28 protein-coding genes and 1 tRNA gene are annotated in these 25,581 nt (G+C 66.3%); 20 read left to right on the forward strand and 9 right to left on the reverse strand.

Translation table 11 applies throughout. From position 1 onward, the window contains the following. The first annotated feature begins 171 nt into the window (after window positions 1-171). The 13 genes from BMX07_RS20080 (at window position 172) to BMX07_RS20140 (ending at window position 15,646) form a co-directional block, all read left to right on the forward strand. A complete protein-coding gene (locus tag BMX07_RS20080) occupies window positions 172-1,947 on the forward strand; it encodes an ABC transporter substrate-binding protein (protein WP_090621488.1) in 1,776 nt (591 codons plus the stop codon). Between the two features lie 139 nt (window positions 1,948-2,086). Continuing rightward, the gene (locus BMX07_RS20085; RefSeq protein ID WP_090621490.1) at window positions 2,087-3,115 is read left to right on the forward strand and encodes an ABC transporter permease; all 1,029 of its coding nucleotides are present in this window, start codon (window positions 2,087-2,089) and stop codon (window positions 3,113-3,115) included. After that, a complete protein-coding gene (locus BMX07_RS20090; protein ID WP_090621492.1) occupies window positions 3,112-4,845 on the forward strand; it encodes an ABC transporter permease in 1,734 nt (577 codons plus the stop codon). Before BMX07_RS20085 ends, BMX07_RS20090 begins: the two co-directional genes overlap by 4 nt. Further along, window positions 4,845-6,182, forward strand: coding sequence for an ABC transporter ATP-binding protein (locus tag BMX07_RS20095; protein ID WP_090621495.1), 1,338 nt, complete (start codon window positions 4,845-4,847; stop codon window positions 6,180-6,182). The genes BMX07_RS20090 and BMX07_RS20095 overlap by 1 nt, the downstream gene beginning before the upstream one ends. After that, window positions 6,179-7,531: an ABC transporter ATP-binding protein gene (locus BMX07_RS20100; protein ID WP_090621497.1), complete on the forward strand. Its 1,353-nt coding sequence runs from the start codon at window positions 6,179-6,181 to the stop codon at window positions 7,529-7,531. The genes BMX07_RS20095 and BMX07_RS20100 overlap by 4 nt, the downstream gene beginning before the upstream one ends. A 2-nt stretch (window positions 7,532-7,533) precedes the next feature. Beyond that, window positions 7,534-7,977, forward strand: a complete 444-nt coding sequence (locus BMX07_RS20105; protein ID WP_175480235.1) for a DUF7555 family protein — start codon at window positions 7,534-7,536, stop codon at window positions 7,975-7,977. Window positions 7,978-8,027: 50 nt separating this feature from the next. After that, a complete protein-coding gene (locus tag BMX07_RS20110; protein ID WP_090621502.1) occupies window positions 8,028-8,549 on the forward strand; it encodes a DUF7529 family protein in 522 nt (173 codons plus the stop codon). 307 nt (window positions 8,550-8,856) lie between these two features. Beyond that, complete coding sequence (locus BMX07_RS20115; RefSeq protein ID WP_090621504.1) at window positions 8,857-10,506, forward strand: ABC transporter substrate-binding protein; 1,650 nt, start codon at window positions 8,857-8,859, stop codon at window positions 10,504-10,506. 15 nt (window positions 10,507-10,521) lie between these two features. Beyond that, a complete protein-coding gene (locus BMX07_RS20120) occupies window positions 10,522-11,469 on the forward strand; it encodes an ABC transporter permease (RefSeq protein ID WP_090621506.1) in 948 nt (315 codons plus the stop codon). A 3-nt stretch (window positions 11,470-11,472) separates the two neighbouring features. Continuing rightward, a complete protein-coding gene (locus BMX07_RS20125; protein WP_090621508.1) occupies window positions 11,473-12,606 on the forward strand; it encodes an ABC transporter permease in 1,134 nt (377 codons plus the stop codon). Further along, window positions 12,606-13,718 carry an ABC transporter ATP-binding protein gene (locus BMX07_RS20130; protein WP_090621510.1) on the forward strand — a complete coding sequence of 371 codons (1,113 nt, stop codon included), beginning with the start codon at window positions 12,606-12,608 and terminating at the stop codon, window positions 13,716-13,718. Before BMX07_RS20125 ends, BMX07_RS20130 begins: the two co-directional genes overlap by 1 nt. Further along, window positions 13,715-15,040 (forward strand): ABC transporter ATP-binding protein, encoded by a 1,326-nt coding sequence (locus BMX07_RS20135; RefSeq protein WP_090621512.1) that lies wholly within the window; start codon window positions 13,715-13,717, stop codon window positions 15,038-15,040. The genes BMX07_RS20130 and BMX07_RS20135 overlap by 4 nt, the downstream gene beginning before the upstream one ends. 69 nt (window positions 15,041-15,109) lie before the next feature. Next, the gene (locus BMX07_RS20140) at window positions 15,110-15,646 is read left to right on the forward strand and encodes a DUF7974 family protein (RefSeq protein WP_090621516.1); all 537 of its coding nucleotides are present in this window, start codon (window positions 15,110-15,112) and stop codon (window positions 15,644-15,646) included. Window positions 15,647-15,807: 161 nt separating this feature from the next. On the opposite strand, the gene BMX07_RS20145 is transcribed toward BMX07_RS20140, so the two are convergent. From BMX07_RS20145 to BMX07_RS20155, 3 genes are all read right to left on the reverse strand, one after another. Then, window positions 15,808-15,882 (reverse strand) — tRNA-Met (locus BMX07_RS20145). A gap of 66 nt (window positions 15,883-15,948) precedes the next feature. Beyond that, entirely contained in the window at window positions 15,949-16,395 is a 447-nt protein-coding gene (locus BMX07_RS20150; protein WP_090621518.1) for a GtrA family protein, read from the reverse strand. Window positions 16,396-16,599: 204 nt separating this feature from the next. Continuing rightward, entirely contained in the window at window positions 16,600-16,866 is a 267-nt protein-coding gene (locus tag BMX07_RS20155) for an HAH_0734 family protein (protein ID WP_090621522.1), read from the reverse strand. A gap of 184 nt (window positions 16,867-17,050) precedes the next feature. On the opposite strand from BMX07_RS20155, the gene BMX07_RS20160 reads away from it, so the two are divergent. Genes BMX07_RS20160 through BMX07_RS20180 form a run of 5 tightly spaced genes read left to right on the forward strand, consistent with a single transcriptional unit; the run spans window position 17,051 to window position 19,261 of the window. Continuing rightward, window positions 17,051-17,332 carry a 50S ribosomal protein L44e gene (locus BMX07_RS20160; protein ID WP_090621525.1) on the forward strand — a complete coding sequence of 94 codons (282 nt, stop codon included), beginning with the start codon at window positions 17,051-17,053 and terminating at the stop codon, window positions 17,330-17,332. Between the two features lie 5 nt (window positions 17,333-17,337). Further along, on the forward strand, window positions 17,338-17,511 hold the full coding sequence (locus BMX07_RS20165; RefSeq protein ID WP_012942081.1) for a 30S ribosomal protein S27e: 174 nt from the start codon (window positions 17,338-17,340) through the stop codon (window positions 17,509-17,511). Beyond that, window positions 17,508-18,308, forward strand: coding sequence for a translation initiation factor IF-2 subunit alpha (locus tag BMX07_RS20170; RefSeq protein WP_090621528.1), 801 nt, complete (start codon window positions 17,508-17,510; stop codon window positions 18,306-18,308). The genes BMX07_RS20165 and BMX07_RS20170 overlap by 4 nt, the downstream gene beginning before the upstream one ends. Continuing rightward, window positions 18,308-18,487 (forward strand): RNA-protein complex protein Nop10, encoded by a 180-nt coding sequence (locus tag BMX07_RS20175; protein WP_090621530.1) that lies wholly within the window; start codon window positions 18,308-18,310, stop codon window positions 18,485-18,487. Before BMX07_RS20170 ends, BMX07_RS20175 begins: the two co-directional genes overlap by 1 nt. Window positions 18,488-18,493: 6 nt before the next feature. Continuing rightward, window positions 18,494-19,261 carry a proteasome assembly chaperone family protein gene (locus BMX07_RS20180; RefSeq protein ID WP_090621533.1) on the forward strand — a complete coding sequence of 256 codons (768 nt, stop codon included), beginning with the start codon at window positions 18,494-18,496 and terminating at the stop codon, window positions 19,259-19,261. A 123-nt stretch (window positions 19,262-19,384) separates the two neighbouring features. On the opposite strand, the gene BMX07_RS20185 is transcribed toward BMX07_RS20180, so the two are convergent. Together BMX07_RS20185 and BMX07_RS20190 are read right to left on the reverse strand one after the other, a co-directional pair. Beyond that, window positions 19,385-19,735 carry a DUF7344 domain-containing protein gene (locus tag BMX07_RS20185; RefSeq protein WP_090621536.1) on the reverse strand — a complete coding sequence of 117 codons (351 nt, stop codon included), beginning with the start codon at window positions 19,733-19,735 and terminating at the stop codon, window positions 19,385-19,387. Window positions 19,736-19,836: 101 nt separating this feature from the next. Then, window positions 19,837-20,616 (reverse strand): DUF7839 domain-containing protein, encoded by a 780-nt coding sequence (locus tag BMX07_RS20190; RefSeq protein ID WP_090621539.1) that lies wholly within the window; start codon window positions 20,614-20,616, stop codon window positions 19,837-19,839. Window positions 20,617-20,772: 156 nt separating this feature from the next. Here BMX07_RS20190 and artA point away from each other — a divergent pair, with 156 nt between their 5' ends. Both artA and BMX07_RS20200 read left to right on the forward strand, forming a co-directional pair. Next, complete coding sequence (gene artA, locus BMX07_RS20195; RefSeq protein ID WP_090621542.1) at window positions 20,773-21,819, forward strand: archaeosortase A; 1,047 nt, start codon at window positions 20,773-20,775, stop codon at window positions 21,817-21,819. Further along, complete coding sequence (locus tag BMX07_RS20200) at window positions 21,816-22,535, forward strand: metallophosphoesterase (protein ID WP_090621545.1); 720 nt, start codon at window positions 21,816-21,818, stop codon at window positions 22,533-22,535. Before artA ends, BMX07_RS20200 begins: the two co-directional genes overlap by 4 nt. Window position 22,536: 1 nt before the next feature. On the opposite strand, the gene BMX07_RS20205 is transcribed toward BMX07_RS20200, so the two are convergent. The 4 genes from BMX07_RS20205 to BMX07_RS20220 form a co-directional block, all read right to left on the reverse strand. Further along, window positions 22,537-22,749, reverse strand: a complete 213-nt coding sequence (locus tag BMX07_RS20205; RefSeq protein ID WP_090621548.1) for a hypothetical protein — start codon at window positions 22,747-22,749, stop codon at window positions 22,537-22,539. A 155-nt stretch (window positions 22,750-22,904) separates the two neighbouring features. Next, the gene (locus BMX07_RS20210; protein ID WP_090621550.1) at window positions 22,905-24,218 is read right to left on the reverse strand and encodes an NAD(P)/FAD-dependent oxidoreductase; all 1,314 of its coding nucleotides are present in this window, start codon (window positions 24,216-24,218) and stop codon (window positions 22,905-22,907) included. A 128-nt stretch (window positions 24,219-24,346) separates the two neighbouring features. Continuing rightward, window positions 24,347-25,327 (reverse strand): nucleoside hydrolase, encoded by a 981-nt coding sequence (locus BMX07_RS20215; protein ID WP_090621552.1) that lies wholly within the window; start codon window positions 25,325-25,327, stop codon window positions 24,347-24,349. After that, a complete protein-coding gene (locus BMX07_RS20220; RefSeq protein ID WP_090621555.1) occupies window positions 25,327-25,464 on the reverse strand; it encodes a transporter in 138 nt (45 codons plus the stop codon). The genes BMX07_RS20215 and BMX07_RS20220 overlap by 1 nt, the downstream gene beginning before the upstream one ends. Window positions 25,465-25,581 lie beyond the last annotated feature (117 nt).

Genomic DNA, 25,581 nt, shown 5'->3' on the forward strand with positions numbered 1-25,581 from the left:
TCACGTTCTTCCCCGTGAATGATCTTTTCTGTGCACTTGTGTAACAATCAATGCAATAAACGTCAAGCCCAACTCCATTCGTTGTCGACAAGTTTATATTACCCGTCTCGGTAACCCATGCCTATGTCCGACATACCGGATGTACAGAATGCAGATCGGTCCCGACGACAAATGCTTGCTCTCCTTGGTGGCAGCGCATCGGTCGGACTCGCTGGCTGTTCCGCGCTTCTCAGCGACGACGACGACGAGGGCGAGGAAACCAACTACGAGACGACCGAACACGCCGAGAAGGCACAGGATGCCTGGGAGCGCATCGTCAACAACCCGGGTCCCGACGCGGAAGAGACCCGTACCGAGGCCTACATCGATATCGAGGAGGCCGTCCGGGACGACATGGTCATGCTCCCCACCCACCACAGCAAGGGCGAGTTCTTCTGGTACGACAACGTCGACCTCCCCCGGATGGGTTCCCTCGGCCGCCACCACCTGAAACACAACCGGACGGAAGTCGAAGGCGATTCGGAACTGAACCTGATCAGCGCCACCTTCGACGAGCTGGACCCGATCATGTCGACGGACACCGCGTCCGCCGAGGTCATCGCACAGCTCTACGACACGCTGACCAACTATCCGGCCGGCGTCGCCGAGGTCGAGAATCAGCTGATCGAGTCCTTCGAGACGTCCGACGACGGACTGACGTGGACGTTCACGCTCAAAGACGGCATCCAGTTCCACGACGGATCGGACCTAACCGCCGCCGACGTCAAGTACTCCTTCCGCCGACTCGCCGAATCCGAGTTCAGCGAACGGGCGAACTTCGTCACCGGCTCGACGGGCGGCCTCGGTATCGACCACGAGACGACCGACGACGGCGGCGTCGTCCCCGACTCGCTGGCGATCAACATCGTCGACGACCGCACGTTCGAGATCACCCTTCAAGAACCGAACCCGGCCGTACTGGACGTCCTCACGTACAACGGCTTCTCCATCGTTCCGGAGGGAATCGTCGGCGACATCGAGGGCTACGACGGTCGGTACAGCCACGACGAGTTCCGAACCGAGATGGCCAACGGGACCGGTCCGTTCGAGTACGACGAGTTCAACCCCGGTGAAGGTATACGGCTCGTCCGCAACGACAATTTCTACGGGACCGTCGCGAGCGTCGAATCCGTCCACTGGGAGATCATCGAGGACCCCGAGTCGAAGTTCACCTACGCGATGGAGAAGAACGCCGACTTCTTCGAAGTTCCGACCTCGTACTACGACCCCGACCTCATCGACGCCGAGACCGACGACAACGACCGGGAGTTCGGTACGTACGGGGAGTTCGAGAACGGCGAGACCACGAACTACATCGCGGTCCCCGAACTCGGGACGTACTATTTCGCGTTCAACGTCAAGAACGTTCCCGCACCCGTCCGAAAGGCGGTCGCGTACGTCACGAACCACGAGGAGTTCGTCAACGACGTCCTCCAGAACCGCGGCGTCGAGGCGTTCAGCTTCACGCCGCCGGCGATGTGGCCGACCGGACAGGACGGGTATCAGGACTGGAAAGACGAGTGGCCCTACGGCGTCAACGAGACCGACCGCGACAGTGCGGGAGATGTTCTCGAGGAGAACGGCTTCACCGAGGACGACCCGTTCGAGATGCAGGTGACCGTCTACGAGACGAGTCCGGCGTTCCAGGAAATGGCCGACCTGATCCGACAGAAGCTGTCCGGTCTCGGCGTCGAGGCTAGCCCTCAGTCGACGCAGTTCTCGACGCTCCAGGAGCGCGGCGAGGACGGCGACCTCGAGATGTTCTCGCTCGGCTGGATCTGGAGCTGGCCGGACGTTGCGTACGGCCACTTCGGCTTCGAGCCGAAGAACACCGACACTTCGAAGATGCCGAACGAAGCGAACGGCTACTACCTCGACTGGCAGGCGAACCTGGAAGACGAGTCCTAACGGCGACGCGACCCGCTTCCGGTCCCCGTTATCGAAACAATGAGAAGCGAAATATTTAGATACATGTGGGAAAGTCAAAACAACGTGTACGTATGAAAGATTGTTTGAAAAACGACCACCGAACCCTCCGTGAGCGAGCATGAGTCGGTGGAGATACTTCTTCAAGCGGTTGCTGCTCTCCGTACCGGTCCTCTTTCTCGTAATGACGTTCATATTCGTGCTGCTACGGATGGGACCGGTCGATCCCGTGGCCGCTCGACTCGGTCCCGAGGCGTCGGGAGCCGAGGCCGCGCGAATGCGCGAACGGCTCGGGCTCAACGACCCCCTCTGGGAACAGTACCTGGACTTCGTGATGAACTTCCTGACCCTCGATCTGGGCAAGTCCTGGGTCATCTACGGAGACATGGACGTGACTCGAGTCATCTCGTTCGCGGGCCCGCCGACGCTGTGGCTGGGGTTCTGGGCGATCCTGCTGCCGCTGTTTATCGGCATCCCGCTCGGGTTCTACGCCGGACTCCGGCCCAACAGCGGGGGCGACTACCTCGCCTCCGTGGGCGGCATCCTCTGGCAGGCGATGCCGAACTTCTGGCTGAGCATCATCCTCCTCGCCACCCTCCGCAAGACCAAAGGCGGCGGCTTGTTCGGGTTTGACTGGTACGCGCTCGGGCCGGATATCAGGAGCATCACGGGGACGCCCGATCTGGCGTTCGTCACGGCTACCGGTATCGACTGGGGCGCACTCGCCAGTGACATCAAGCTCATCCTCCCGCCGGCGCTGGTCCTCGGGTCGGCCTCGATGGCCGCGGAGCTCCGTATCGGACGGACCGCCATCCTCGAGACGATCAACTCCAACTACGTCGAGACGGCCAAAGCGAAGGGACTGACGAACCGCGTCATCATCTGGAAACACGTCTTCAGAAACGCGCTGATTCCGCTGGTTCCGGTCATCACGAACGAGGCGTTCCTGCTGATCGGCGGCTCGGTCATCGTCGAGTCGATCTTCAACATCAACGGACTCGGCAGGATCTTCTTCCGGGCGACGATACAGGCAGACCTGCCGCTGGCGGGAGCGCTGCTGTTCATCTTCACGGTGATCATCATCCTGCTGAACATCATTCAGGACCTCCTGTACACGATCATCGATCCACGTGTGGGGTACGAACGATGAGTGTGAGTGAATCATTCGAACCGACCGAGACGACCGACGAATCGAGGCCCCTCCGCGAACGCGTCGCCGACAATCCCGGCCCGGCACGGTTCTGGCTGCTCGGTGCCGCCGTGTTGTTCGTCCTCGAATTCGGCCGATACGTGGGCTGGGCACACCAGCTCGTGGGGGCGGTCAAGTACGTCATCGACCTGGTGGGGCTGATACCCAGCTGGATCGGCGACTCGGTCGGCGAGGCGACCGTTCCGATAGTCAGCTACTTCGTGAGCGACGCGATCACGCTGCTCATACTGTTCGGGATCTCGGTTCTCGTCACCAGATTCACGTCCTGGTCCGCCACGGACCGGTTCGACATCGGTCTGAGCGATCGCGTCGTGCGCTTCCTTGAGCGGGTCGTCGTGACCGGCATCCTCGCCACGCTCGCGGTCCTGCTGGCGTTCACGCCGGTCGGCGGACTCGTCAACGGCACGATCGACGGCGTGTTCAACACCCTGTCGTCGATTCCGACGCTCACGAGCCGCGAACTCCTCTCCAATCAGGGCCACAGAACGCCGGGCGGCGGCTGGGACGGAACGTTCCTCGGTCTCTCGCCGGCAGTGGCCTGGGGGATTCGCGTGTTGCTCGTCTACGGCTACGCGCTCGCCGCGATCGTCTGGGTCTGGAAGGGGTACACGATCTTCCGGGACCACTACCGGCAGGCGGACTGGACGCCGCGTGACGACACGATCCGTCGATTCCGAACCCACTACTGGGGACAGTTCGGCCTGATCGTCGTGCTCATGTTCCTGGTCACGGCGCTGTGGGCACCGGCCGTCAGTCCCGTCACCGCGGAACAGAACATCGACGCCCCCTACGAATACGAGATCGAGTACCTCAACGACGACGGCGAGGTCGAGACGATCACGCCCGGACGGGCGAACCTCCACAGCAAATCGAACGGGCAGAACACCATCGGCCCGATGAGTTACGACGACTACGACCGCTGGGCACCACTGGGGACGACGTCGTCCGGACAGGACCTGCTCACCCACGTTGCCTACGGCGCGCAGACGTCGCTGGTGATCGGGCTGCTCGCGATCGGCCTCGGCGGACTGATCGCGGTCACGATGTCGATGCTGACCGCCTACTACAAGGGACTCGTCGACGTCCTGACGGTGATCACGAGCGACACGATCATCTCGATCCCGGCGTTTCTGCTCGTCATGATGTTATCGGTCATCTTCAAGCAGGGCAGCCACCCGATCGCGGAACCGCTCAACGGCGGGCTCCTCCTCGGGCTGATCTTCGCGTTCGTCTACTGGCCGGGGATGTGGCGGACGATCCGCGGCCCGTCGTTACAGGTCGCCGAGGAGGAGTGGGTCGACGCCGCGAGGAGCTACGGACAGACGCCGCTGAACACAATGCGCAAACACATGGCACCGTACATTGCAGGATACATAATGATCTACGGCTCTCTACTGCTCGGCGGAATCATCATCTCCACGGCCGCGCTCTCGTTCCTCGGCCTGGGTATCGAAGCACCGACGCCCGAGTGGGGACGGCTCATCAGCGACGGACGATCGTTCGTCGGCACGTCGTCGTGGCACGTCGCGACCATCCCGGGACTGATGATCGTCCTCGTGGTCACCGCGTTCAACGCGCTGGGTGACGGTCTCCGGGACGCGATCGATCCGGAGGCGGACACCGGCGGGACAGACGACACCGGTACCGCGGCGGCCGGAGGTGGTGGGTGATGTCGACCGAGACGCCCGCCGATCCGATCCTCGACGTTCGGAACCTCCAGACCGCGTTCTTCACCGAAAAGGAGACCATTCGAGCGGTCGACGGGATCTCGTTCGACATCCGGCGGGGCGAAACCGTCGGCATCGTCGGCGAAAGCGGGTCGGGCAAGAGCGTGACCGCCCGATCGATCATGGGACTCGTCGACTCGCCGGGACGCACGCTCCAGGGCAGTAGCATCCGATTCAACCACCTCGAGACGGTTCGGGAGTACGCGTCGACGTTCCCCGACCGTACCGTCGACCTCGAGGCGCTGGCGGCCGACTACGACCCGGCCGCCCTCTTCGACCGCGAGACGGTCGACATCACGCCGGCGGCGTTCGGCTGCGAGTACGCCGCGGACGTGCCGCTCGCGGACGTCGTCGCCGCCGGTTACGGCGACGAACTCGGACTCGTCGACGAGGACGACTGCGTGTTCGTCACGGACGGCAGTCCCGACGCGCCGACGGAGATCGCCGACGGATTCGTCGAGATCACGCGTCTCAGCGGCAAACCGCAGCGACTCATGCGCGGCGGACGGATCGCGATGGTGTTCCAGGACCCGCTGACGAGCCTCAATCCCGTCTACACGGTCGGCAACCAGATCAAGGAGTCGATCCGGCTCCACCAGGGACTGCGAGGCGAAGCGGCGACCCAGGAAGCGATCGACCTGCTCGAGGCCGTCGGCATCCCCGACGCGCGTCGCCGCGTCAACGAGTATCCACACCAGTTCTCCGGCGGGATGCGTCAGCGAGCCGTGATCGCGATGGCGCTGGCCTGCGAGCCGGAGCTGCTGGTCTGCGACGAGCCGACGACGGCGCTCGACGTGACGATTCAGGCGCAGATCCTCGATCTGCTCGCCGACCTGCAGGCGGAACGGGATCTCTCGATGATGTTCATCACCCACGACATGGGTGTGATCGCGGAGATCACCGATCGGGTGAACGTCATGTACGCGGGGGAGATCGTCGAAACGGCCGGCGTGAACACGCTGTTCGCCGATCCGAAGCATCCGTACACGCACGGCCTGCTCAAATCGATTCCGGGACAACAATCCGGCGACCGGCTCCAGACGATCGAAGGGAACGTTCCGACGCCGAACGAACCGGCGACGTCCTGTCGGTTCGCACCGCGGTGCCCGAAGGCGTTCGACGAGTGCGACGCCGTTCATCCCGTCCCGGTCCCGGTCGAGGAGGGGGTAGACGATCACACCGCGGCGTGCCTGCTCTGTCCCGGCGACCGCTCGACGTACGACGCAGTCGACCAGCATCGACGACGAAACGCGAGACGGACCGGAGGCGATACCGAATGAGTCACGAAGTGAGCCAGGAGCCGATAGCGACCGAGACCGACGTACCGACCGACAGCGACGAGGACGTGATGATCGAAGTCGATGGCCTGAAGACCTACTACGAGGACGGCGGACTCCTCGGTTGGACGCCGGTCAAGGCCGTCGACGGCGTCACGTTCGATATCCACCGTGGCGAGACGCTCGGCCTCGTCGGCGAGTCCGGGTGTGGCAAGACGACGCTGGGGCGAACGCTCCTCCAACTCGAGGACGCGACCGCCGGCGAGGTTCGGTTCGACGGCGTCGATATCACCGATCTCGAGGGCGACGAGCTCCACGAGTGGCGACGCAACGCCCAGATGGTGTTTCAGGACCCCGAATCGAGCCTCAACGACCGAATGACGATCGGCGAAATCGTCCGCGAACCGCTGGACGTTCACGAGTGGGAGACGCCGCAAGCGCGACGCCAGCGCGTCAAAGAGCTGCTCGATACCGTCGGCCTCCAGCGCGAACACTACTACCGCTACCCACACCAGTTCTCCGGCGGCCAGCGCCAGCGGATCAGTATCGCCCGCACCCTGGCGCTCGAACCGGATTTCGTCGTCCTCGACGAACCGGTCTCGGCGCTCGACGTCTCCGTGCAGGCCGAAATCATCAACCTGCTCGAGGACCTGCAAACCGAGTTCGGGCTGACCTACCTGTTTATCGCACACGACCTCTCCGTCGTTCGCCACCTCTGTGACCGGGTCGCGGTGATGTACCTCGGGAACGTCATGGAGATCGGGCCGACCGAGGAGCTGTTCACCGATCCGGCGAACCCGTATACGCACGCGCTGCTGTCGGCGATTCCGGAACCCGATCCGACCGTCGAGCGCGACCGAATCACGCTGCACGGGACGCCGCCGAACCCCCGGTACCCGCCCGCCGGCTGCCCGTTCAGCACGCGCTGTCCGGCGCGGATTCGACCGGCGGAGTATCGCGACCTCGACGACGAGCTCTGGAACCGGCTCAACACGCTCCGTGATCTTCTCAGCGAGCGCAAGCGCGCGGACCGCTCGGTTCGCGATCGAATCCGCGCGGCAGTCGGGAAAGACACGCGCTTCGGGACGGTCGAGGACACCTACGACGAACTGTTCGGTGACCAGGAGGTGCCGGCGCGCGTCCAGTCGGTTCTGGACGAGATCGCGACCCACGCTCGGGACCACGACGAGAGCGAGGCGATCGCCGTCTTCAACGAGGCGTTCGGCAGCGTCTGTGACGACGAGCCGCCGGCGTATCACGACATGAGCGACGGCGGCCACCAGAGCCACTGTCACCGGCACACCGACGAGTATCGGTCCCCGGACGCCGTCCTCGAGAACCGCCACGGGTGACGATGCCACCGACCGACGCCCTCGGTGACCGACTCCGGGTGTTCGGGCGCACCTGGCTTGACGCGATCACGTACGCGATCGCCGTCGCGGTGCTCACCGGCGTCGGTGCCCTGGTCCTCGGAGTTGCGACCGGTGGCGGGATCGTCCGTGCCAAGTACCTGCTGTTCGTCGCCGGGTGGGTGCTCCTCGCGTACGCGACGGTACGGCTGTGGCCGACGTCTCCCGACGACGTGGGAACTCCACCGACCCGTGGCGTCACCGAATCGATACCCGCGACCAACGATTCGACGCGGTTTCAGGCGTTCGTCCGGACGCTTCCGCCGCTGCGGTGGGTCCGACCGCCGCCGTCCGAAAAGCGGGTCACGCCGCCGGGAAAGCTCCTGCTCGGCAGTCTCCTGGTGCTGTTGCTGTCGTTTCTCATGGAGACCGTCTTCGGGGTCGGCTGAGGTCGCCCCCTCCGGAAAGAGTTAACCGACTCCTCTGACGACAGTGGTGTATGCACGACGATATCGGCGCTGCCGATCCCGGGTCGCTCCGCCGACGGGATCCGCAGGGCGTCCAGACGGAAGCCTGGAAACAGACGCTCGAGGACACGGAAGCGATCGCCCAGGAACGTCGCGACGATGGCTGGGAGGTCGTCACCATCATGGCCGCACACACCGATACCGTGAGCCGCGACATGGGCGACGACGAGCGGTTCGGACTCGTCCACGTGGTTCCGAACAACTACGCCGAGACGTTTACCGAGGTCTTCGACAGCGACGAATTCACCGAGTACCTGGCCTACGGAACTGAGATCGACGGGTTCATGTTCGTCGTCACGGAGCTAATCGACCCGGAGACCGAGCGATCGATTCTGCTCCCCAGTCGATACGATATCGCGCGCGCCGACGGCATGTTCACCTCCGCCGCGGACGAAGGCGTCCTCTACACCCACGTCAAGACGATCGACGGGACGATCCTCGGCACGTTCGAACACGAGGAGTACGACCCGTTCGTCCCCAGACCGAACGCGTAACCGTCGGGTCCGCTGTTTTCGTGGCTCCCGTCGTAGCGGTACTCGAGGCGTGGGACGACCGGGCCGCTGCAGTCTTCGCCCCAGTCGCAGTCGTTAAGGCCGTCGCCCTCGCCGGTACGACGTAACGACTCTCGACCCCGTTACGGGGCGATCGCCGGCAGCGAAGAGTGCGGCCGTTCGCGACGTGCCGCGGCGACAGCGGTCTCGCGGGCCGAGTATCGGCGATGAGAGACCAACGAACCGGTTCCGGGGCGAAAATGTCACCTTACCATAATTCATATGGTGTCTCGATTCGAACGGCACTACCATGACCGGGGATAGCACCCGTCGAGGCGAACGCAGACGGGTACGGCGGCGTTCACTGCTGAAGCGAGCAGGAGCCGCGGGGATCGCCGGTCTGGCGGGGTGCGTGCGGTTCGACGACGGCGTCGAGGCCAACGGCCCCGCCGAGGAGTTGCTTCGCGACGGGTTCGATGCCACGGGCGTCGAGCCGCCGTTCTCGACGACGATCGCCATTACCCAGGACGAAGAACGCGAGCGGTTCGCGCAACTGTTCCGGGACGAACTCAACGGGACGGGCTTTTTCGATGTCGATATCGAACGGCGGGAGTTCGGCTCGCACGTCGACCGCATGATCGCGGCGGCCGACGAATCGGAAAATGCCATGTTCGTCGCGAGCTGGACCGGCGGCTGGGACCCCAGCGACTACGTCAATATCCTGTTTCACTCGGACAACCACACGCCCGACGGCTTCAACGTCAACCACTACGCGAACGAGCGCGTCGACGACCGCCTCGATGCGGGCCTCGAGGAGACCGACCCGGACGAACGGGTCGCGATCTACCGGGAGGTACAGGAGGAACTGGTCGCCGACTCCCCGCTATCGTTCGTCCGCTTTCGGGAATCGACCCACGTCTGGGACGGCGCGGTCGTCACCGACTGGCGGACGTATCCGCTCCGGACGGGAACGTACTACGGCGTGTACGCGCCGTGGGCCGGCGTCTACACCGATCTCCAGGACGGCACCGAGTTCGTCGGCGATCTGGGGAGCGACGTTCAGAACACCGATCCGGTGTCGATGAACGACACCGCGTCCGGGCAGGCGACGGTGCTGCTCTACGAGCAACTCGTCGGCGTCGACTTCGAGGGCGAACCCTGCCCGTTTCTCGCCGACGAGTGGGAGCGACTCGACGAGACGACCTACCGGTTCTCGCTCCGTAATGGGGTTCGATTCCACAACGGCGAGCGTCTCACCGCCGATCACGTCAAGGGATCGCTCGAGCGGTACGAGGGAACTCCCCGGGAGAGCGACGTCTACGACTGGTACGACGGCAGCGAAATCGTCGACGACACGACCATCGAGATCAGTTGCTGGCGGGAGTACGGACCGTTCGAGAACGCGCTGTTCGACGTCCCGATCGTCCCGATGGCCGCGATCGACGGCGAACTCGACCTCGAGTCGGAGCCGATCGGAACCGGCCCCTACCAGCTCGTCGAGTACGAAAGCGACAACCGCTGGCGGATGGCCCGATTCGACGACCACTGGTTCGACGGCGACGGGACTGTCCCGGCGACGGCACCGATCGAGACGGTTACCCTCGAGATCATCACCGAGAAGTCGTCCCGCCAGGCCGCGCTCGAGGCCGGGAACGTCCACTTCAGCGGCGACGTCCCTTCGGCGAGTCTCGGCGACTTCGAGGACGACGACGCCTACGGCGTCGGCCGTCACGTCGGCGGCGGGTTCGATATGGTGATCTACCCCTCCTACCGCGCACCGTTTTCCGAGCAGTCGGTCCGCCGCGGCTGTAACATGTTGCTTCCGCGGCAGACGACCCTGGAAAACGTCTATCACGGCGTCGGATCGGTGGCGTACACGCCGATTTCGCCGCTGCTCGACGCCTACGCAGGCGAGGCGTTTCAGGAATCGATCGCGGACGAGTACGTGCACCCGAACTGACCTCACCGCTTCCCAATGTCCCTCGGTCGATACGTCTGCAAACGGCTGGTGCTCACGGTCCCGGTCCTGCTCGGCGTCACCCTGCTGACGTTCTCGTTCGTCCACGTGCTTCCGGGCGACGCAGCCGACGCGATCATCGGCTTTCGGGACGTCAGCCCCGGCGTCGAGGCGTCGATCCGGGCCGAGTACCACCTCGATCAGCCGCTGTGGAAACAGTACCTGCTGTGGCTGCGGGACGCGATCGCGCTCGAGTTCGGCGAGTCGCCGATCACCGGCCGCAGCGTCGCGGGGACGATCGGCCGTCGGCTCCCGGCGACGATCGCGCTCGGCGGGGCCGCGTGGCTGCTCGCGCTCGCGATCGGGATTCCGGCGGGGATCGTCGCCGCGGTCAGGCGGGGCGAGCCGGCCGACGAACTCAGCCGGCTCGCGGCGCTCGCCGGGATCGCGACGCCGAACTTCTGGCTCGGCCTCATCCTGCTTCTGGTCTTCGGGGTTCGGCTGGGCTGGTTCCGCGTCATTCCGCCGGACGCGCCGCTCGCGAGTCTCGCGATGGCGAAGTTCATGGTGCTCCCGACGATCACGCTGGGGACCGCGTCGGCCGCACTCGTCACCCGACTGCTGCGCTCGTCGATGTTGGCGGCGCTCGACGCCGAGTACGTTCGGACCGCACGAGCGAAGGGGCTTCCCGAGCGAACCGTGATCCTGAAACACGCGCTGCGAAACTCCCTGCTCCCGGTCGTGACCGTCGCCGGCCTCCAGCTCGCGTTCCTGGTCGACGGTGCCGTCGTCGTCGAACAGATATTCTCCTGGCCGGGGATGGGGCGGCTGCTGGTCCGATCGATCCTCCAGCGCGACTACCCGCTCATTCAGGCCAGCGTACTCGTCATCGCCGTCGCGGTCGTCCTCGCGAACCTGCTCGTCGACGTCGTCTACGCGACGCTCGACCCCCGCATCCGATACTAATCCATGAGCGACCGAGATCCATCCACCGAACGCGGCCGGATTCGCATCGTCGGCTTCGACGAGGCAGTCTCGGACCGGTTCGGTGACGAGGCGGGAGCCGCGAACTCGGAGGCGACACCGGAGACGGTTCCTCCCACGTCGCCGGAAGCGATCGCAGAGGCGGAGTCGGAGACGGAGACGACCGGCGAGACCGTCCCAGCGGGGCGGCACCGCCTCGAGGACGCGTGGCGACGGTTCCGGCGGGACCGGACGGCGATGGTCGGGTTGGGGATCATCGTCGCGATGACGGTGCTGGCGGTCTTCGCCCGGCCGATCGAGGTGTCGACCGCGGAGGTGACGATCAGGCTGCAGCCGTTCTCGCTGGCTCCCTACGACCCGGGCGAGACGTTCGTCGCACCGGCGAACGCGCCGCCCTCCTGGGCGCATCCGTTCGGGACCGACTGGGCGGGTCGCGACCAGTTCTCGCGGGTGCTCGTCGGCGGCCGGTACACGCTCGGAATCGGGCTCGTCGCCGTCGTGCTGGCGCTGGGCGTCGGCGTCCCCCTCGGTGCGATCGCAGGGTATTTCGGCGGCTGGACGGACGAAGTCATCATGCGGGTCGTCGACGTGCTCTACGCCTTCCCGTTTCTGGTGCTGGCGATCGCGATCGTTCCGATCCTCGAGCCGCTACCGGTCCTCGGCGACGGGTTCTGGACGGTGGTAACGGCGCTCGTGGTCACCGGATGGCTGGGCTACGCCAGACTGCTGCGCGGCGAAGTCCTCTCGGTCCGGGAACGCGAGTACGTCACGGCTGCCAGGGCGCTCGGCGTGCCCGACCGGACGATCGTCCGCAGACACGTCGTGCCGAACGCGATCACGCCCGTCGTCGTTCAGGCGACGCTCAACGTCGGGACGGTCGTTCTCGCGGCAGCGGCGCTCGGGTTCCTCGGGCTCGGCCTCGAACCCGGGAGCACCGAGTGGGGGGCGATGCTCTCGCAGGGCCGGAGCTCGCTCGTGCAGGGCCACTGGCACGTTACCGTCTTCCCCGGGCTGGCGATCTTCCTGTTCGTGCTGGCGATCAACCTCGTCGGCGACGGCGTGAACGACGCGCTCGATCCCCATCGAGACGCGGCCGACGAACGGAGGCGGATGCGCTGATGACCCTGCTCGAGGTCGAGGATCTCGTCGTCCAGTTCTACACGGACGACGGCGTGGTCCGGGCGGTCGACGGGATTAGCTACGAACTCCGTGCCGGCGAGACGCTCGGCCTGGTCGGCGAGAGCGGGGCCGGCAAGAGTGTCGCCAGCCTCGCGCTGCTTCGCCTGATCCGGGCCCCCGGCGAGATCGTCCGCGGCGAGATCCGGTTCGGGGGACGGGACCTGCTCGCGTGTTCGGACGACGAGCTCCGGGCGATCCGGGGCAGCGAGATCGCGATGGTGTTTCAGGACCCCGACGCGGCACTCAACCCGGTCTACACCGTCGGCGAACAGATCGCCGAAGCGATCCGCACCCACGAGGACGTGTCCGACGCCGAGGCCCGCGAGCGGGCGATCGACCTCCTCGAGCGGGTCGGTATCCCGGACGCCCCCGCGCGGTACGCGGACTATCCCCACGAGTTCTCCGGCGGGATGCAACAGCGGGTCGTCATCGCGATGGCGCTGTCCTGCGACCCCGATCTGCTCGTCTGCGACGAACCGACGACCGGGCTCGACGTCACCGTGCAGGCCGGCATCCTCGAGTTGCTCGCGGACCTCGCGGCGCAGTCCGACACGGCGATTCAGCTGGTCACGCACGACCTCGGGATCGTCGCGGAGCTGTGCGATCGGGTGCTGGTGCAGTACGCCGGCGAGATCGTCGAACGCGCGCCGGTCGAGGAGCTGTACTACGATCCCAAACACCCCTACACCGTCGGGTTGCTGGCCTCGATCCCGCGACTCGGCGACGACAGCGAGCGCCTCGCGACGGTCCCCGGAACGGCACCGTCCCTCGTCGACCCGCCGACCGGCTGTCGGTTCCATCCGCGCTGTCCGTACGCCGAGGAATCCTGTGCCAGACGCCACCCGCCGCTCGTCGAGACGGACACGGAGCCGTCGGCCGGCGACGCCGATCCAGATCCCGATCCCGAGACACACCTCGCCGCCTGTCTCGAGTACACCGGGGAGCTCGAGGACGGGCTCGACTACGAGGTGCGGGTGCGGGACGGCGACCGCCGCGAACGCGAGTCGAACCGGGAGCCGAACGGGGACGAACGGCGGGGTGACTCGCGATGACGACGGCCGGCGACGACCCGCTGCTCCGGGCAGAGGGGCTCGAGAAGTACTACGAGACGGCCGACGGGGTTCTCGATCGGCTGTTCGGCCGCAGCGAGACCGTTCGAGCGGTCGACGGCGTCGACCTCGAAATCCGCGAGGGCGAGACGCTCGGCCTGGTCGGCGAGAGCGGCTGCGGGAAGACGACGCTCGGGCGAACCCTCCTCCGATTGCTCGAGCCGACCGGCGGGACGATCACCTACCGCGGGACCGAGCTCACGGACTGCGCGCCGTCCCAGCTTCGGGCGTTGCGGACCGAAATCCAGTACGTCTTCCAGAACCCCACGGCCAGTCTCAACCCGCAACTGACGGTCGCCGATATCGTCGGCGAAGCCCTCGCGGTCCACGATATCGTTCCCGACGATCGGCGCGACGAGCGCGTTCGGGAACTGCTCGAGACGGTCGGGCTCCGGGCCGATCACGCCGCCCGGTACCCACGGGAGTTCTCCGGCGGCCAGCGACAGCGGATCGGCATCGCTCGCGCGCTCGCCGTCGAACCCGATCTGATCGTCTGTGACGAGCCGGTCTCCGGGCTCGACGTCTCGGTCCAGGCCCGAATCCTCAACCTGCTGGCCGACCTGCAGGACCAGTTCGGGCTCTCGTACCTGTTTATCGCCCACGACCTCTCGGTCGTCGACCACATCGCCGACCGGGTGGCCGTGATGTACCTCGGCGGACTCGTCGAGGTCGGGACGACCGCCGAGGTCTTCGCGGACCCGTCCCATCCCTACACCGAAGCGCTGCTGTCGGCGATCCCGGAGCCCGACCCTCGCTGGGAGGGCGACCGGATCGTCCTCGAGGAGTCCGTCCCCTCGCCGACCGATCCGCCGTCGGGCTGTCGATTCCACACGCGGTGTCCGAAGGTCATCCCGCCTGCGGCGTACGACCTCGAGACGGACACGTTCCGCGCGATTATGGCGCTTCGGAGCCGACTCGCCGAGACGGACCCCGACACGCTGCACTCGCGACTCGACGACCGCGACGACGCCGCGGCGGCGCTCCGAGACGCCCACGGAATCCCCCGTCGGCTCCACGATCCGGACGCCGACGCCGTCCTCACTGACGCGCTCGAGGCCGCGGTGGCCGGTGATCTCGAGCGTGCGCGTCGCCGTCTCGCGGCGGCGTTCGAGACGCCCTGCGAGACGACCGCGCCGGAACTGACGGCAGGCACGGCCGACCATCCGATCGCCTGCCATCGCTTCGACGAGCGATTTGCCGCCGAGACCGACTCGAACGAGAACCGCACGCGTTCGAACGGGACCCGATCCGATCATGCACAGTAACGACGGTACCACTCGAGACGAACACCGCGTACTCCCCGCACGCGGGACCGACGACCGAGGGCGCGGATCGTGAAACGGATCGACGAATCGCGCACGCTCGAGCGCGACGACGAGCCGTTCGCGCCCGGCGGAGACGGCTCGCGAACGATCGACTGGGCGGCGTTCAGCCACGCGTTCACGCCGACGGCACTGCGCTATCGGGCGATCGACGTCAGCGTGTCGACCGACGCGCGCCGGTACGAGCCCGGCGAGCCCGTCGACATCACCGTCGAGTTTCGCAACCGACTCCCGTTCCCGATCCGAATCCGGACCGAGTCGCCCAACCGCTGGACCTGGGCCGTCGACGGGCGACGCGAGGCGTCGACCGTGCCGCGCACGGTCCCGGACCGGCCCGCCGCCTTCTCCTTCGCTCGCGGCGAGCGCAAGACGTTCCGGCGGCAGTGGTCCCAGCGGATACAGATCGCCGACGACGAGTGGGTACCCGTCGGACCCGGCACCTACGCGATCGAGGTACGGGTCTCCCGCTCGGACGCCGCCGCTCGAGGGCTCACCGACCGCACGGACGTCGAGATCGCGGCAGACGGATCGCGGACGGCCGATTGCTGACGCTCGTCGCGTTGGACCTCGTCGTCGCGTTGCTCCTCGCTGGTGGTCGCGTCGAACCGTGGTTGGAGGGTGGTACGATGGTCGGCGCTCACCGACCCAGTTCGCGCCAAAACATCACCGTGCTATACTCACCGCTCGCGGATTTGCTCGCGGCAAAAGTATAGCGGGAGGTAGATTTGAACTACCGATCTGCGGGTTATGAGCCCGCCGGAATCTCCTGGCTATCCCATCCCGCTACCAGATCATACCCGAGTGTGCTAGTTAAGGGTTGTGATTCGGTAGCCGTATGCGGGTTTCTACCGCTACTCCTGATGGACCTGCCAAGTGTAGAGACTCTCACAAGTATAGTTGACGAAGAAGCCGACGCCGATCCCGATCACGTTCGCGATCAGGAACCAGACGCCGAACCGTTCGGTCAGCACCGTCAGGACTGCCAGCGTCACCAGGAAGCCGGCGAATCGCACCGCGTTCGAGCGGAGGAATCGCCGTCCCAGCGCTCGCAGCCCGACCTGTCCGTGACTCGCGAACGTCCACCGTTCGTTGATCACGAAGATGACCGCGATGCCGAGTTCCCAGGAGACGACCTTCGCGGGCCCCAGTCCGAGCCACGTCCCGTCGACGAGCGCGAAGAGGACGACGTTGTCGACGATCGCACCGACCGTCCCGACGCCGGCGAACTGACCGAACCGTGCCGTCGAACACAGCGCGCGAACTCGCATCCGGACGGCCTCTGACAGGGAATCACTCATCGTGGTGGGCAGCCTCGAGCCTACCGTCTACTGGCGAGAGCACCGGTTTTTCTCTTCCGGTCGCGCTCCGAAACGTTCAGCCGAGTTACAACATCCGCGAGAATCCGTTCGAGTACCCCACTCGGTCGTCCCGACACGGCCGACGGAACGCGGAAAACGTTCGGCGACGATCCGCGAACCCGAGGCGAACGAGAGGCGACGGAGTCAGACCGCGAGGTCGCTTTTCGCGCGGACGACCTCGACGTCCTCGGCGTCGACGCGGTCCACGTCGAGGAAGTGCGGCGTGAAGTTTCGCTTCTCGTAGTCCTCGTACTCGCCCTCGGAGCCGACGGTACACCAGAGCTGGACCCGATCGGGGCCGTGGTACTCGCCGTTTCGATTGATCCCGAAACAGACGACCTCCTCCCCCTCGTACCGGACGATCGCTCCGTTTCGGATCCCGGGATCGCCGTGGATGATGAGCTGCTTCATGCTCGAGCGTTCACAGGAGAGCGGATTAAACGCTTCGGAGAACGCGCCAGCCCGATCCTCCCGTCGATCGCGAGCCGACGACGCGACCGCGTTCCTGCCATCCGCTCTCACGGTCGACCGGTGAATTCTGCGATCAAACGCTTTTTAAACAGCGGTATCTTAGCCCACGGCAAGTGAGATAACCATGCAGATGCCACGCCGATTCAATACGTACTGTCCGCACTGTAACGAACACCACGAGCACGAAGTCGAGAAGTCTCGAACCGGCCGCTCGAGCGGGATGAAGTGGGACGCTCGCCGAACGCGGCGCAACAGCGCCTCGATCGGGAACTCCGGTCGCTTCTCCAAGGTGCCGGGTGGCGAGAAGCCGACGAAGAAGACCGACCTCAAATACCGCTGCAGCGAGTGCGGCAGGGCCCACCTCCGTGAGGGATGGCGCGCCGGCCGACTCGAGTTCCAGGAGTGATACCAATGGCAGGAAATTTCTACAGCGTTCGATGCGGTGACTGCGAGAACGAACAGACCGTCTTCGGGAAGGCCTCCTCGGAGGTCGCCTGCGCCGTCTGCGGGACGACGCTCGTGCGACCGACCGGTGGCAAAGCCGAGATCGAACACGAGATCGTCGAGACAGTCGAGTCACGATGAAGTACAGCGGCTGGCCCGATCCCGGCGAACTCGTCGTCGGCAAGATCGACGAAATCGAGGACTTCGGCGTCTTCGTCGATCTCGAGGAGTACGAGGACAAGCGCGGCCTGATCCACATCTCCGAAGTCGCGAGCGGCTGGATCAAGAACGTCCGCGATCACGTCCGCGAGGGCCAGATCGCCGTCTGCAAGGTCCTTGACGTCGACGAGAGCTCGCAGCAGATCGATCTCTCGCTGAAGGACGTCAACGACCACCAGCGCTCCGACAAGATTCAGGAGTGGAAAAACGAGCAGAAGGCCGACAACTGGATGGAGCTGGCCTTCGGCGAGGAGATCGACGACGAGGACTACACCGCCATCGCCAACGAACTGATCGCCATCCACGGCGGCCTCTACGAGGGCTTCAAGCAGGCCGCGATCCACGGCGAGGAGGCGCTCGAGGACACCGATCTCGACGACGGGGAAATCGAGTCGATCGTCGATACGGCCCGCGAGAACGTCTCGGTGCCGTACGTCAACGTCACCGGCTACGTCGACCTCGAGAATCCCACCGAGACCGGCGTCGACGGGATCCGCGAGGCCCTCGAAGCGGCCGAAGGCAACGGCGAGGTCCCCGAGGAAGTCGATCTCGAAGTGAGCTACGTCGGCGCGCCCGAGTACCGAATCACGGTACAGGCCCCGAACTACAAGACCGCCGAGTCCCAGCTCGAGGAGAGCGCACAGCGTGCGGTTACCGCGATCGAAGGGCACGGCGGGACCGGGGCGTACCACCGAGAGCGCCGAACCGACGACGAGTAATGAAATCCGACATTCGGGTGTGTTCGGCGTGGCGCGGAGTCCACGACCGCCCGGTGTACACTCTTTCTGATACCTGTCCTGACTGTGGTGCCGAGGCGGTCAACAGCGCGCCAGCGCCGTTCGACCCGGCCGATCCGTACGGCGAGTACCGACGCGCTCTTAAACGTCGCCGCCGCTGATACGGTATGGACGAACTCGAGATCGACGCAGTCGCCGAGGTCGAACTGGACGACCCCGTCCTCGTCGAGGGGTTGCCGGGAGTCGGACACGTCGGCACCCTTGCCGTCGAACACCTGCTCGAGGAACTCGAGGGGGAGAGTACGCTCGTACGGCGGATCTACGCCCGGGAGTTCCCACCCCAGGTCAGCGTCGAGGACGGCATTTCGGAGCTAACCTGTGCCGAGATCTACGCCGTCGACGTTCCCGAGGGGCGGGATCTGCTGCTGTTGACCGGCGACCATCAGGCCCAGAGCAACGAGGGCCACTACACGCTGACCGACGCCTTCCTCGACATCGCCGCGGAGTTCGGCGCGAACGAAATCTACGCGCTCGGCGGCGTCCCCACCGGCGAACTCATCGACGAGTACGCCGTCGTCGGCGCCGTCAGCGACGAGTCGATGCTCGAGGCGCTCGAGGACGCGGGCGTCGAGTTCCGCGAGGACGAACCAGCCGGCGGGATCGTCGGCGTCTCCGGGCTCCTGCTCGGCCTCGGCGAGCGCCGCGGGTTCGAGGCCAGCTGCCTGATGGGCGAGACCAGCGGCTATCTCGTCGACCCCAAGAGCGCCCGCGCGGTGCTCGAAGTGCTCGAGAACGTGCTCGGCTTCGAACTCGACTACGAGTCCCTGGACGAACGGGCCGACGAGATGGAGGACGTCATCGGCAAGATCCAGGAGATGGAACAGCAACAGCAGATGGACGTGCCGACCGACGACGACCTGCGATACATCGGGTAACGGCGTCGCGGTCCGTCGGCTCTCGTTCCGTTGCGGCGGTCAGTTCGGCGGTGTGATCCACTCTTCCGGTTCATCGACCTCGGTTTCGCTCGAACACCGCCTCGAGCGGCGCAGTCCGCGTGCTTACGGCGGATGGGATAGCTCCGGCTCCGGGGGCCATTCGTCGAGTTCCTCGGCGGCCTCGAACAGCAGGTCGACGTTCTCGTCCTCGGTGAACGCGACGCAGCCGTTCTGTCGGTCGACGTCGATTACGCCCCGCTCTACGAGCTGCGGAACGTGGATGTGGACCAGCCGGACGCGAGCGCGGTCGATTTCCGCCCCGGTGACGTTCTTGCACGTGGTCCGATGTCTCCGGACGGCGACCCGTCGCGAGAGCTCCCCGACGGTGCTCTCCCCGTTCTGCTCGGCGAGTTCGTGGAGTAGGTACTGACGGTCGGCGCTGGCGAGCACTCTGAACGCCTCCGTCGACTCCATGATCGGCACCAACCGAATGGAACGCACTTACCGTCAAAGGGACACCACCTAAAGTCGTTGGAGGGGGCTCGATCACCGGTGCTCGAGACGGTCGCCTCGAATCAGCCCTCGAGGACTTCGTAGGAGACGTCGGCGTCCCGCAGCGCGTCGGTGACCCGACCGACGGCGTCGGTCGTCGCGACGGCGGTGACCTCGAGGCCGTGGTTCGCGGCGTCGGCTGCGACGTCGCCGACGGCGAAGGTGATGTCGGGGTCGGTACCCGCCTGCCGACAGGCGACGACGGCCTCGACGCCGGCGGCGACCACGAGCTCGGCCTCGTCACAGGCGTCGGTGACGGTTCCGTCGTCGATCGCTCGGCTCCCGCCGGTTCGGATCGACGGGACCTGCAGGACGGTGACGGAGCCGGGCGCGAGGTCCATGACGCCCTCGAAGCTGGTGACGCCGACGTCGGTCCCGGCTTCGGCATCGGTCGTCGCGATCCCGGTCGCGGGACCCTCGCTTCCCGGCGTAGCGTGGAGAAGTCCGTCGTTCACCGTCAGCGAGACGGTCTCGCCCTCCTCGATCGCCTCGGTGGCGATGTAGGCGTCCTCGCTCATCGCACCCAGGACGTCCCCGGTGACGTGGTCCGCGAATCGGCGGACGTCGTCGGCCGCCCGGAAGAGCCAGTCGACGCCCTCGCGGGTGACGCGATACCGCGACCGGCCTTCCTTCTCGACGAGGCCGTCGTCGACGAGTTCGCGGATGTATTCGCTGACCGCCTGGCTCGTTACGCCGACTTCCTCGGCGATCTCCCCCTGGCTGACCGCGGGCTGGCGCTCGGCGATCTGGACGAGGATCCGAAATCGCGTCGCGGCCCGCTTGTTGTCGAGGACGTCGACCATATGGCTAGCCTTTTCGCGAGCGGTGCAAAAAGGTACGCGATGCTCGATCGTCCGTCGCAGCCGTCGAACCTTTTGTCGGCCGTCGTCGCAGTCGAACCGACGAACGGGTTCGAGGCGTCAAATTGATAGCGGGAGAGTCCGTCGGATAGCCTGAGTATGCCGGCCCTACCAGCGACGACCGCCGCGGGTACGACGCCCGTCGACCTCGTGACGACGGGACCCACGACGATCCTCGCCGCGGGTATCGATTCGATTCCGCTGTCGGATTCGCTCGCGTGGATCGCGATCGGCGTGTTCGTCGTCGCGATGGTCCTCGAGTGGCGCGGTGCCGTCGATCCTGCGCGGTATCTCGCCGCGGGGGCCTGGGTCGTCTTCGGGCTCTTCTGGCTGACGATGGTCCCCCACTACTATCTCGAGGTCAAGAGCCCGATCCAGACGCTGCTGACGCTCGCGGCGCTGCCGCTGTGTGCCTACGCCGGGTACCTGCTCGTGCAGGGGCGCGAGTCGTTGCTGCTGCTTTCGAGAGCGGTCGCGTTCATGGGTCTGTTCTACCTGCCCGCCGAAACGATCCCAGTCGTCAAGACCTGGCTCATCGAGACGACCGCCGCCCAGACCCACTTCGGGATGGAGCTCCTGGGTCACAGTCCCGGGATCGAGGAAGGCTTGAACGGCTACCAGAGCCGATTCGCCTTCGATTCCGACGAGACGGTGACCGGCCGCACGACCTACATCATCATGTCCTGTACCGGCATCGGCAGCATGGCCATCTTCGGCGGGCTCATCGCCGCAGTCGACGCACCGCTCAGGCGGAAGGTCGTCCCCTTCGCGCTCTCGGTCGGCGTCATCTGGTTCCTCAACCTCGTCCGAAACGTCTTCATCGGGCTGGCCTCGCCGTGGGGCTGGTTCCAGCAGGACGCGCTGGTCTACGTCGTCACGGAGTTCATGGGTGCGCCCGCCGACCGGACGTCCTACATCGTCGCCCACAACTTCATCGCGCAGTCGCTGTCGATCGTCGCCCTGCTTGGGATCACCTACCTCGTCGTCCGGCTGCTCCCCGAGGTCCTCGAGCCGCTCGAGGACGTCCTCTACATCCTGACCGGCACCGAGTACGATCTCACGGACGCCCTCGGGACGGAAGCCCGAGCCGACGGCGGGACGACGGCCGCGTCGGAACCGTCGTCCGGCCCCGAGACCGAGCGATGACCGCCGTCGACGTCGATGTCGACGTTCCGTTCACCCTCCGCGACCGCGCCGTCGCCGTCCCCGCCGCCGAGACGCTCGTCCTCGCGGACGTCCACTTCGGGAAGGCGGCCGCCTCGAGCGTCGACGTTCCGATCGACGATGGGAGCGACGTCGTCGATCGGCTGCGGGATCGGCTCGCGGAAACCCGGCCGACCACGGTCGTGGTCGCCGGCGACCTGTTGCACTCCTTTTCGCGGATTCCGCGCGGGGTGGAGCGCGATCTGGGCCGTCTCGCCGACGCCGTCGACGAGGCCGACGCCGACCTGATCGTCACGCCCGGCAACCACGACGCGATGCTCGAGGAGGCGTTCGGCGGCGAGACGGTCGACGAGTACGCGCTGGCCGACGGCGAGACGGTCGTCTGTCACGGTCACGAGGAGCCGGAGGCGGCGGCCGACCGGTACATCGTCGGTCACGTCCACCCGGCGCTGTCGATCGAGGGGCGCAAACGACCGTGTTTCCTCTACGGACCGGGACAATACTGCGGGGCGGACGTGCTCGTGCTCCCGGCGTTTACCCGCCTCGCAGCCGGGTCGACCGTCAACCGGATGGCCGGTCGCGACTTCCAGACGCCGGTCGTCCGGAACGCCGACGCCTTCCACCCCGCGATCAGGGACGATGCGAGCGGCGAAACGCTGTGGTTCCCGCCGCTCGGGGAGTGTCGGCGGCTGCTGTGAGCTAGCGTTCGAACGACGATCCGTCGGTTACGAGAGCCGTCACACCGGTTCGAAGGGCGGTCGCGTCGCCGTACAGCACCAGGTCTCTGAAGAAGTCGCTGAACGTGATCAACACGAGCGCCGAGAGAATAATCAGCGCGAGGAAGGTGAAGAAAATGATCGCCGCCTGTCGCCCGGTCAACGCCGTTCCCTCGAGGAGGTCGTCCATGGCCATAGCGAATTCCGCTCCGTGTCCGGGCCAACGAGACGAACGGAGTTCAGTATTTCTCGGCCCTGAGGAGACTGTCATCGTTCGGGGAACGTCGGGGCCACGCCGATCGGACACCGCGAGGACATCCCGCGCGTGGACGGCAGCCGCAGTCGAGGCGGTCACTCCGAGAGATCGTCGATCACGGCCTTCGCCGCCTGCCGACCGCTCTCCATCGCCCCCTGAATCGAGGACCACCGCGTGTAATCGCCGGCCAGGTAGACCGGCCCCGTGGGGTCGCGGGTGTCGGGGAGCCGGTCGCGAAACCCCGGCGGCTGCATGAACTGCGCGAACGGAACGCGCGCGGTGTGGAGCGTCTCGAGGCCGTCGAACCGTCGGTCGGGGTACCACGACTCGAGAGCGCGTCGGGTTCGATCGGCCAACGACGCGTCGGCTTCCTCGCGGTCTCCGAGGAAGGTCGCGCTGATCAGGGTGGCGTCGTCGGGGGCGTACTCCGGCGCGACCGCGCTGTGGGGGACGACGTGGTTCGGCCCCCGATCGGTCGCGTTCAGCAGGAGTCGCCGGTCCGTCTCGAGATCGACCGCCGCCGGCAGGGCGTAGTACTGCGTGACGCAGCCGCGGCCGTCGGTGGGGATCGCGGCGACGTCGGTGAGCTCGCGAGCCGTCGGCGGATCGGTCGCGACGACGACGGCATCGGCGTCGATCGTCCCGTCGTCGGTTGCCGCCGTGACGGGGCCGCCGTCGCCGCGCTCACCCCGGCTCGAGCCGTCGTCGCTGCCCGCTGCGATCGACTCGATCTCGACGCCCGTTCGAATCGTTCCGCCGGCCGCTCGGACGCGGTCGGCGAGCTGGGCCGGGATCGCTTCCATCCCGGCGGCCGGAACCGCAATCTCGCCCGCCGCGAGGGTCCGGAAAGTGTACTCGAACACGTTCGCAGAAGTCGACAGCGACCGATCGAGCGTGATGCCGCCGTAGAACGGGGCGACGAACCCCTCGACGAAGCGGTCGGAAAACCCGCGTTCCCGGAGGTAGTCGTCGATGCGGTCGTCGCCCCCGGCGAACGTGTCGTCCGGGTCGCTCCGCCGGAGGGTCCACCAGAGCCGCGCGACCCGAATCGCGTCGCCGACGGACACGTACGGGTTCGACACCGTCGCCGAAACGGTCGCCGGTTGCCGAAGCGGATCGGCCAGCGTCGACCGGCCGTTCGGTCCCGCGATGGTCGCCCCCGGCGCAAATCGGCGCAACTCGAGTCGCTCGAGATCGAGCTCTCGCCGCGCCGCCGGGTAGGCGGTAAAGAGGACCTGGAAGCCGCGGTCGAACCGGTAGCCGTCCCGCTCGAGGGTCCGAACGCGGCCGCCGACCGTTTCTCGACGTTCGACCAGCGCGGCGTCGACGCCGCCGGCGGCGAGGTGTCGCGCGGCGACCAGCCCGGCCAGCCCGCCGCCGGCGACGAGAACCCGTGGAGTCGAAGGCATATACGCGAACGTCGGCCGGTGGTGGGGAAAACGATCGACCTAACAATGCAAGCAGCGCGTCCGCGAGCCCGTGTCGGCCCGCCCCGGCCGCGGCTCGCCGGTACTGCCGAGTCCGGGTCCAGCGTCAGTCACGCCGAGTAGTGCGGATCGCCGTGTCGAAACGTGTCGAGCAGCATCCGCTGGAACCGGTCGCCGTCGACCGATTCGACGACGCGCGTTCGCGGCTCGGCGTCGGTGACGCCGAGTTCGTCGACCAGACTGTACCCGCGCGTGAGTCCGTCGCGGTCGTCGACCTCGACGGCGTATCTGCCGTGTTCCTCGATCAGGTCGGGCTCGAGCAGCGTCGCGACCGTCATCGAGTCCGGCTGGGTCGTGACGTCGGCTCCGATCGCATCGTGGTCGGACTGTGCGTTGAACTCCCGGACGGCGTCCGTAACCGTCAGGAAGAAGTCGGCCAGCGGCGTCCCGATGGCCTCGATTTCCTCGAAGACGTCGGCCCCGAACAGCGAGTCGCGGACGGTCACGCCCCAGTCGACCAGCGTCGTCTCGACGGCGGCCATCACCGCTCGCGCGGCGTCGGGATCGGCCCAGAAGTTGTACTCGGCCGCGGGGGTGACGTTTCCGAGCGTGTTGACGGCCCCGCCCATGATCCACACGTCCGCGAGCAGGTCGGGAAGGTCGGGTTCGCGCTGCAACGCCAGTGCGAGGTTCGTCAGCGGTGCGATACAGACCAGGGTGAGCTCGCCGGGATCGGCTCGCGCCGCGCGGACGATGTAATCGACCGCGTGTTCGTCGGCCGACGGAATCCCCGTCTCGGGGAAGCAGTCCCCGCCGAGCCCGCCCTCGCCGTGGATGTACTCCGCGAACTCGTGGTCTTTCAGCAGCGGTGATCGCGCACCCTCGTAGACGGGTACGTCGTCCGCGACGCCCGCGAGATCGAGCGTGTACTTGGCGTTCTCGACCTGATACGCGAAGGGAACGTTCCCGGCACAGATCGTGACTCCCTCGAGCGCGGCGCGATCGGAGAGCGCCGCCAGCAGGAGCGCCTGCGTGTCGTCTCCGGCGGTGTCCGTGTCGACGATCACTCGCCGCTGGGTCGCGTCGCTCATCACCGATCCGTCAGTAACCGAAGCGCGATTCCGACGAGGACGACGGCGACGCCCCCTAACGCGCTCGCGATCGGCGGAACCGGGACGACTAGCATCGCGATCCCGACGAGGATCACGATCGTCGAAAGTCTGCCCATGTGTCCGACACGGCGCGACGACGGATAGGACGACGGCACGCATTCACAGCGAGCCGTTCCGGCAGGGTGGGAGTCGTCGCACCGGCTGACGACGGTCCGACAACGGGAGTGTCACCG

Source organism: Natrinema salaciae, assembly GCF_900110865.1.
In the GTDB taxonomy this organism is placed as follows: domain Archaea; phylum Halobacteriota; class Halobacteria; order Halobacteriales; family Natrialbaceae; genus Natrinema; species Natrinema salaciae.

Coding starts and splice junctions, on each gene's coding strand:
- BMX07_RS20080 (WP_090621488.1), top strand. CDS start 172: ATGCTTGCTCTCCTTGGTGGCAGCGCATCGGTCGGACTCGCTGGCTGT.
- BMX07_RS20085 (WP_090621490.1), top strand. CDS start 2,087: ATGAGTCGGTGGAGATACTTCTTCAAGCGGTTGCTGCTCTCCGTACCG.
- BMX07_RS20090 (WP_090621492.1), top strand. CDS start 3,112: ATGAGTGTGAGTGAATCATTCGAACCGACCGAGACGACCGACGAATCG.
- BMX07_RS20095 (WP_090621495.1), top strand. CDS start 4,845: ATGTCGACCGAGACGCCCGCCGATCCGATCCTCGACGTTCGGAACCTC.
- BMX07_RS20100 (WP_090621497.1), top strand. CDS start 6,179: ATGAGTCACGAAGTGAGCCAGGAGCCGATAGCGACCGAGACCGACGTA.
- BMX07_RS20105 (WP_175480235.1), top strand. CDS start 7,534: ATGCCACCGACCGACGCCCTCGGTGACCGACTCCGGGTGTTCGGGCGC.
- BMX07_RS20110 (WP_090621502.1), top strand. CDS start 8,028: ATGCACGACGATATCGGCGCTGCCGATCCCGGGTCGCTCCGCCGACGG.
- BMX07_RS20115 (WP_090621504.1), top strand. CDS start 8,857: ATGACCGGGGATAGCACCCGTCGAGGCGAACGCAGACGGGTACGGCGG.
- BMX07_RS20120 (WP_090621506.1), top strand. CDS start 10,522: ATGTCCCTCGGTCGATACGTCTGCAAACGGCTGGTGCTCACGGTCCCG.
- BMX07_RS20125 (WP_090621508.1), top strand. CDS start 11,473: ATGAGCGACCGAGATCCATCCACCGAACGCGGCCGGATTCGCATCGTC.
- BMX07_RS20130 (WP_090621510.1), top strand. CDS start 12,606: ATGACCCTGCTCGAGGTCGAGGATCTCGTCGTCCAGTTCTACACGGAC.
- BMX07_RS20135 (WP_090621512.1), top strand. CDS start 13,715: ATGACGACGGCCGGCGACGACCCGCTGCTCCGGGCAGAGGGGCTCGAG.
- BMX07_RS20150 (WP_090621518.1), bottom strand. CDS start 16,395: ATGAGTGATTCCCTGTCAGAGGCCGTCCGGATGCGAGTTCGCGCGCTG.
- BMX07_RS20155 (WP_090621522.1), bottom strand. CDS start 16,866: ATGAAGCAGCTCATCATCCACGGCGATCCCGGGATCCGAAACGGAGCG.
- BMX07_RS20160 (WP_090621525.1), top strand. CDS start 17,051: ATGCAGATGCCACGCCGATTCAATACGTACTGTCCGCACTGTAACGAA.
- BMX07_RS20165 (WP_012942081.1), top strand. CDS start 17,338: ATGGCAGGAAATTTCTACAGCGTTCGATGCGGTGACTGCGAGAACGAA.
- BMX07_RS20170 (WP_090621528.1), top strand. CDS start 17,508: ATGAAGTACAGCGGCTGGCCCGATCCCGGCGAACTCGTCGTCGGCAAG.
- BMX07_RS20175 (WP_090621530.1), top strand. CDS start 18,308: ATGAAATCCGACATTCGGGTGTGTTCGGCGTGGCGCGGAGTCCACGAC.
- BMX07_RS20180 (WP_090621533.1), top strand. CDS start 18,494: ATGGACGAACTCGAGATCGACGCAGTCGCCGAGGTCGAACTGGACGAC.
- BMX07_RS20185 (WP_090621536.1), bottom strand. CDS start 19,735: ATGGAGTCGACGGAGGCGTTCAGAGTGCTCGCCAGCGCCGACCGTCAG.
- BMX07_RS20190 (WP_090621539.1), bottom strand. CDS start 20,616: ATGGTCGACGTCCTCGACAACAAGCGGGCCGCGACGCGATTTCGGATC.
- artA (WP_090621542.1), top strand. CDS start 20,773: ATGCCGGCCCTACCAGCGACGACCGCCGCGGGTACGACGCCCGTCGAC.
- BMX07_RS20200 (WP_090621545.1), top strand. CDS start 21,816: ATGACCGCCGTCGACGTCGATGTCGACGTTCCGTTCACCCTCCGCGAC.
- BMX07_RS20205 (WP_090621548.1), bottom strand. CDS start 22,749: ATGGCCATGGACGACCTCCTCGAGGGAACGGCGTTGACCGGGCGACAG.
- BMX07_RS20210 (WP_090621550.1), bottom strand. CDS start 24,218: ATGCCTTCGACTCCACGGGTTCTCGTCGCCGGCGGCGGGCTGGCCGGG.
- BMX07_RS20215 (WP_090621552.1), bottom strand. CDS start 25,327: ATGAGCGACGCGACCCAGCGGCGAGTGATCGTCGACACGGACACCGCC.
- BMX07_RS20220 (WP_090621555.1), bottom strand. CDS start 25,464: ATGGGCAGACTTTCGACGATCGTGATCCTCGTCGGGATCGCGATGCTA.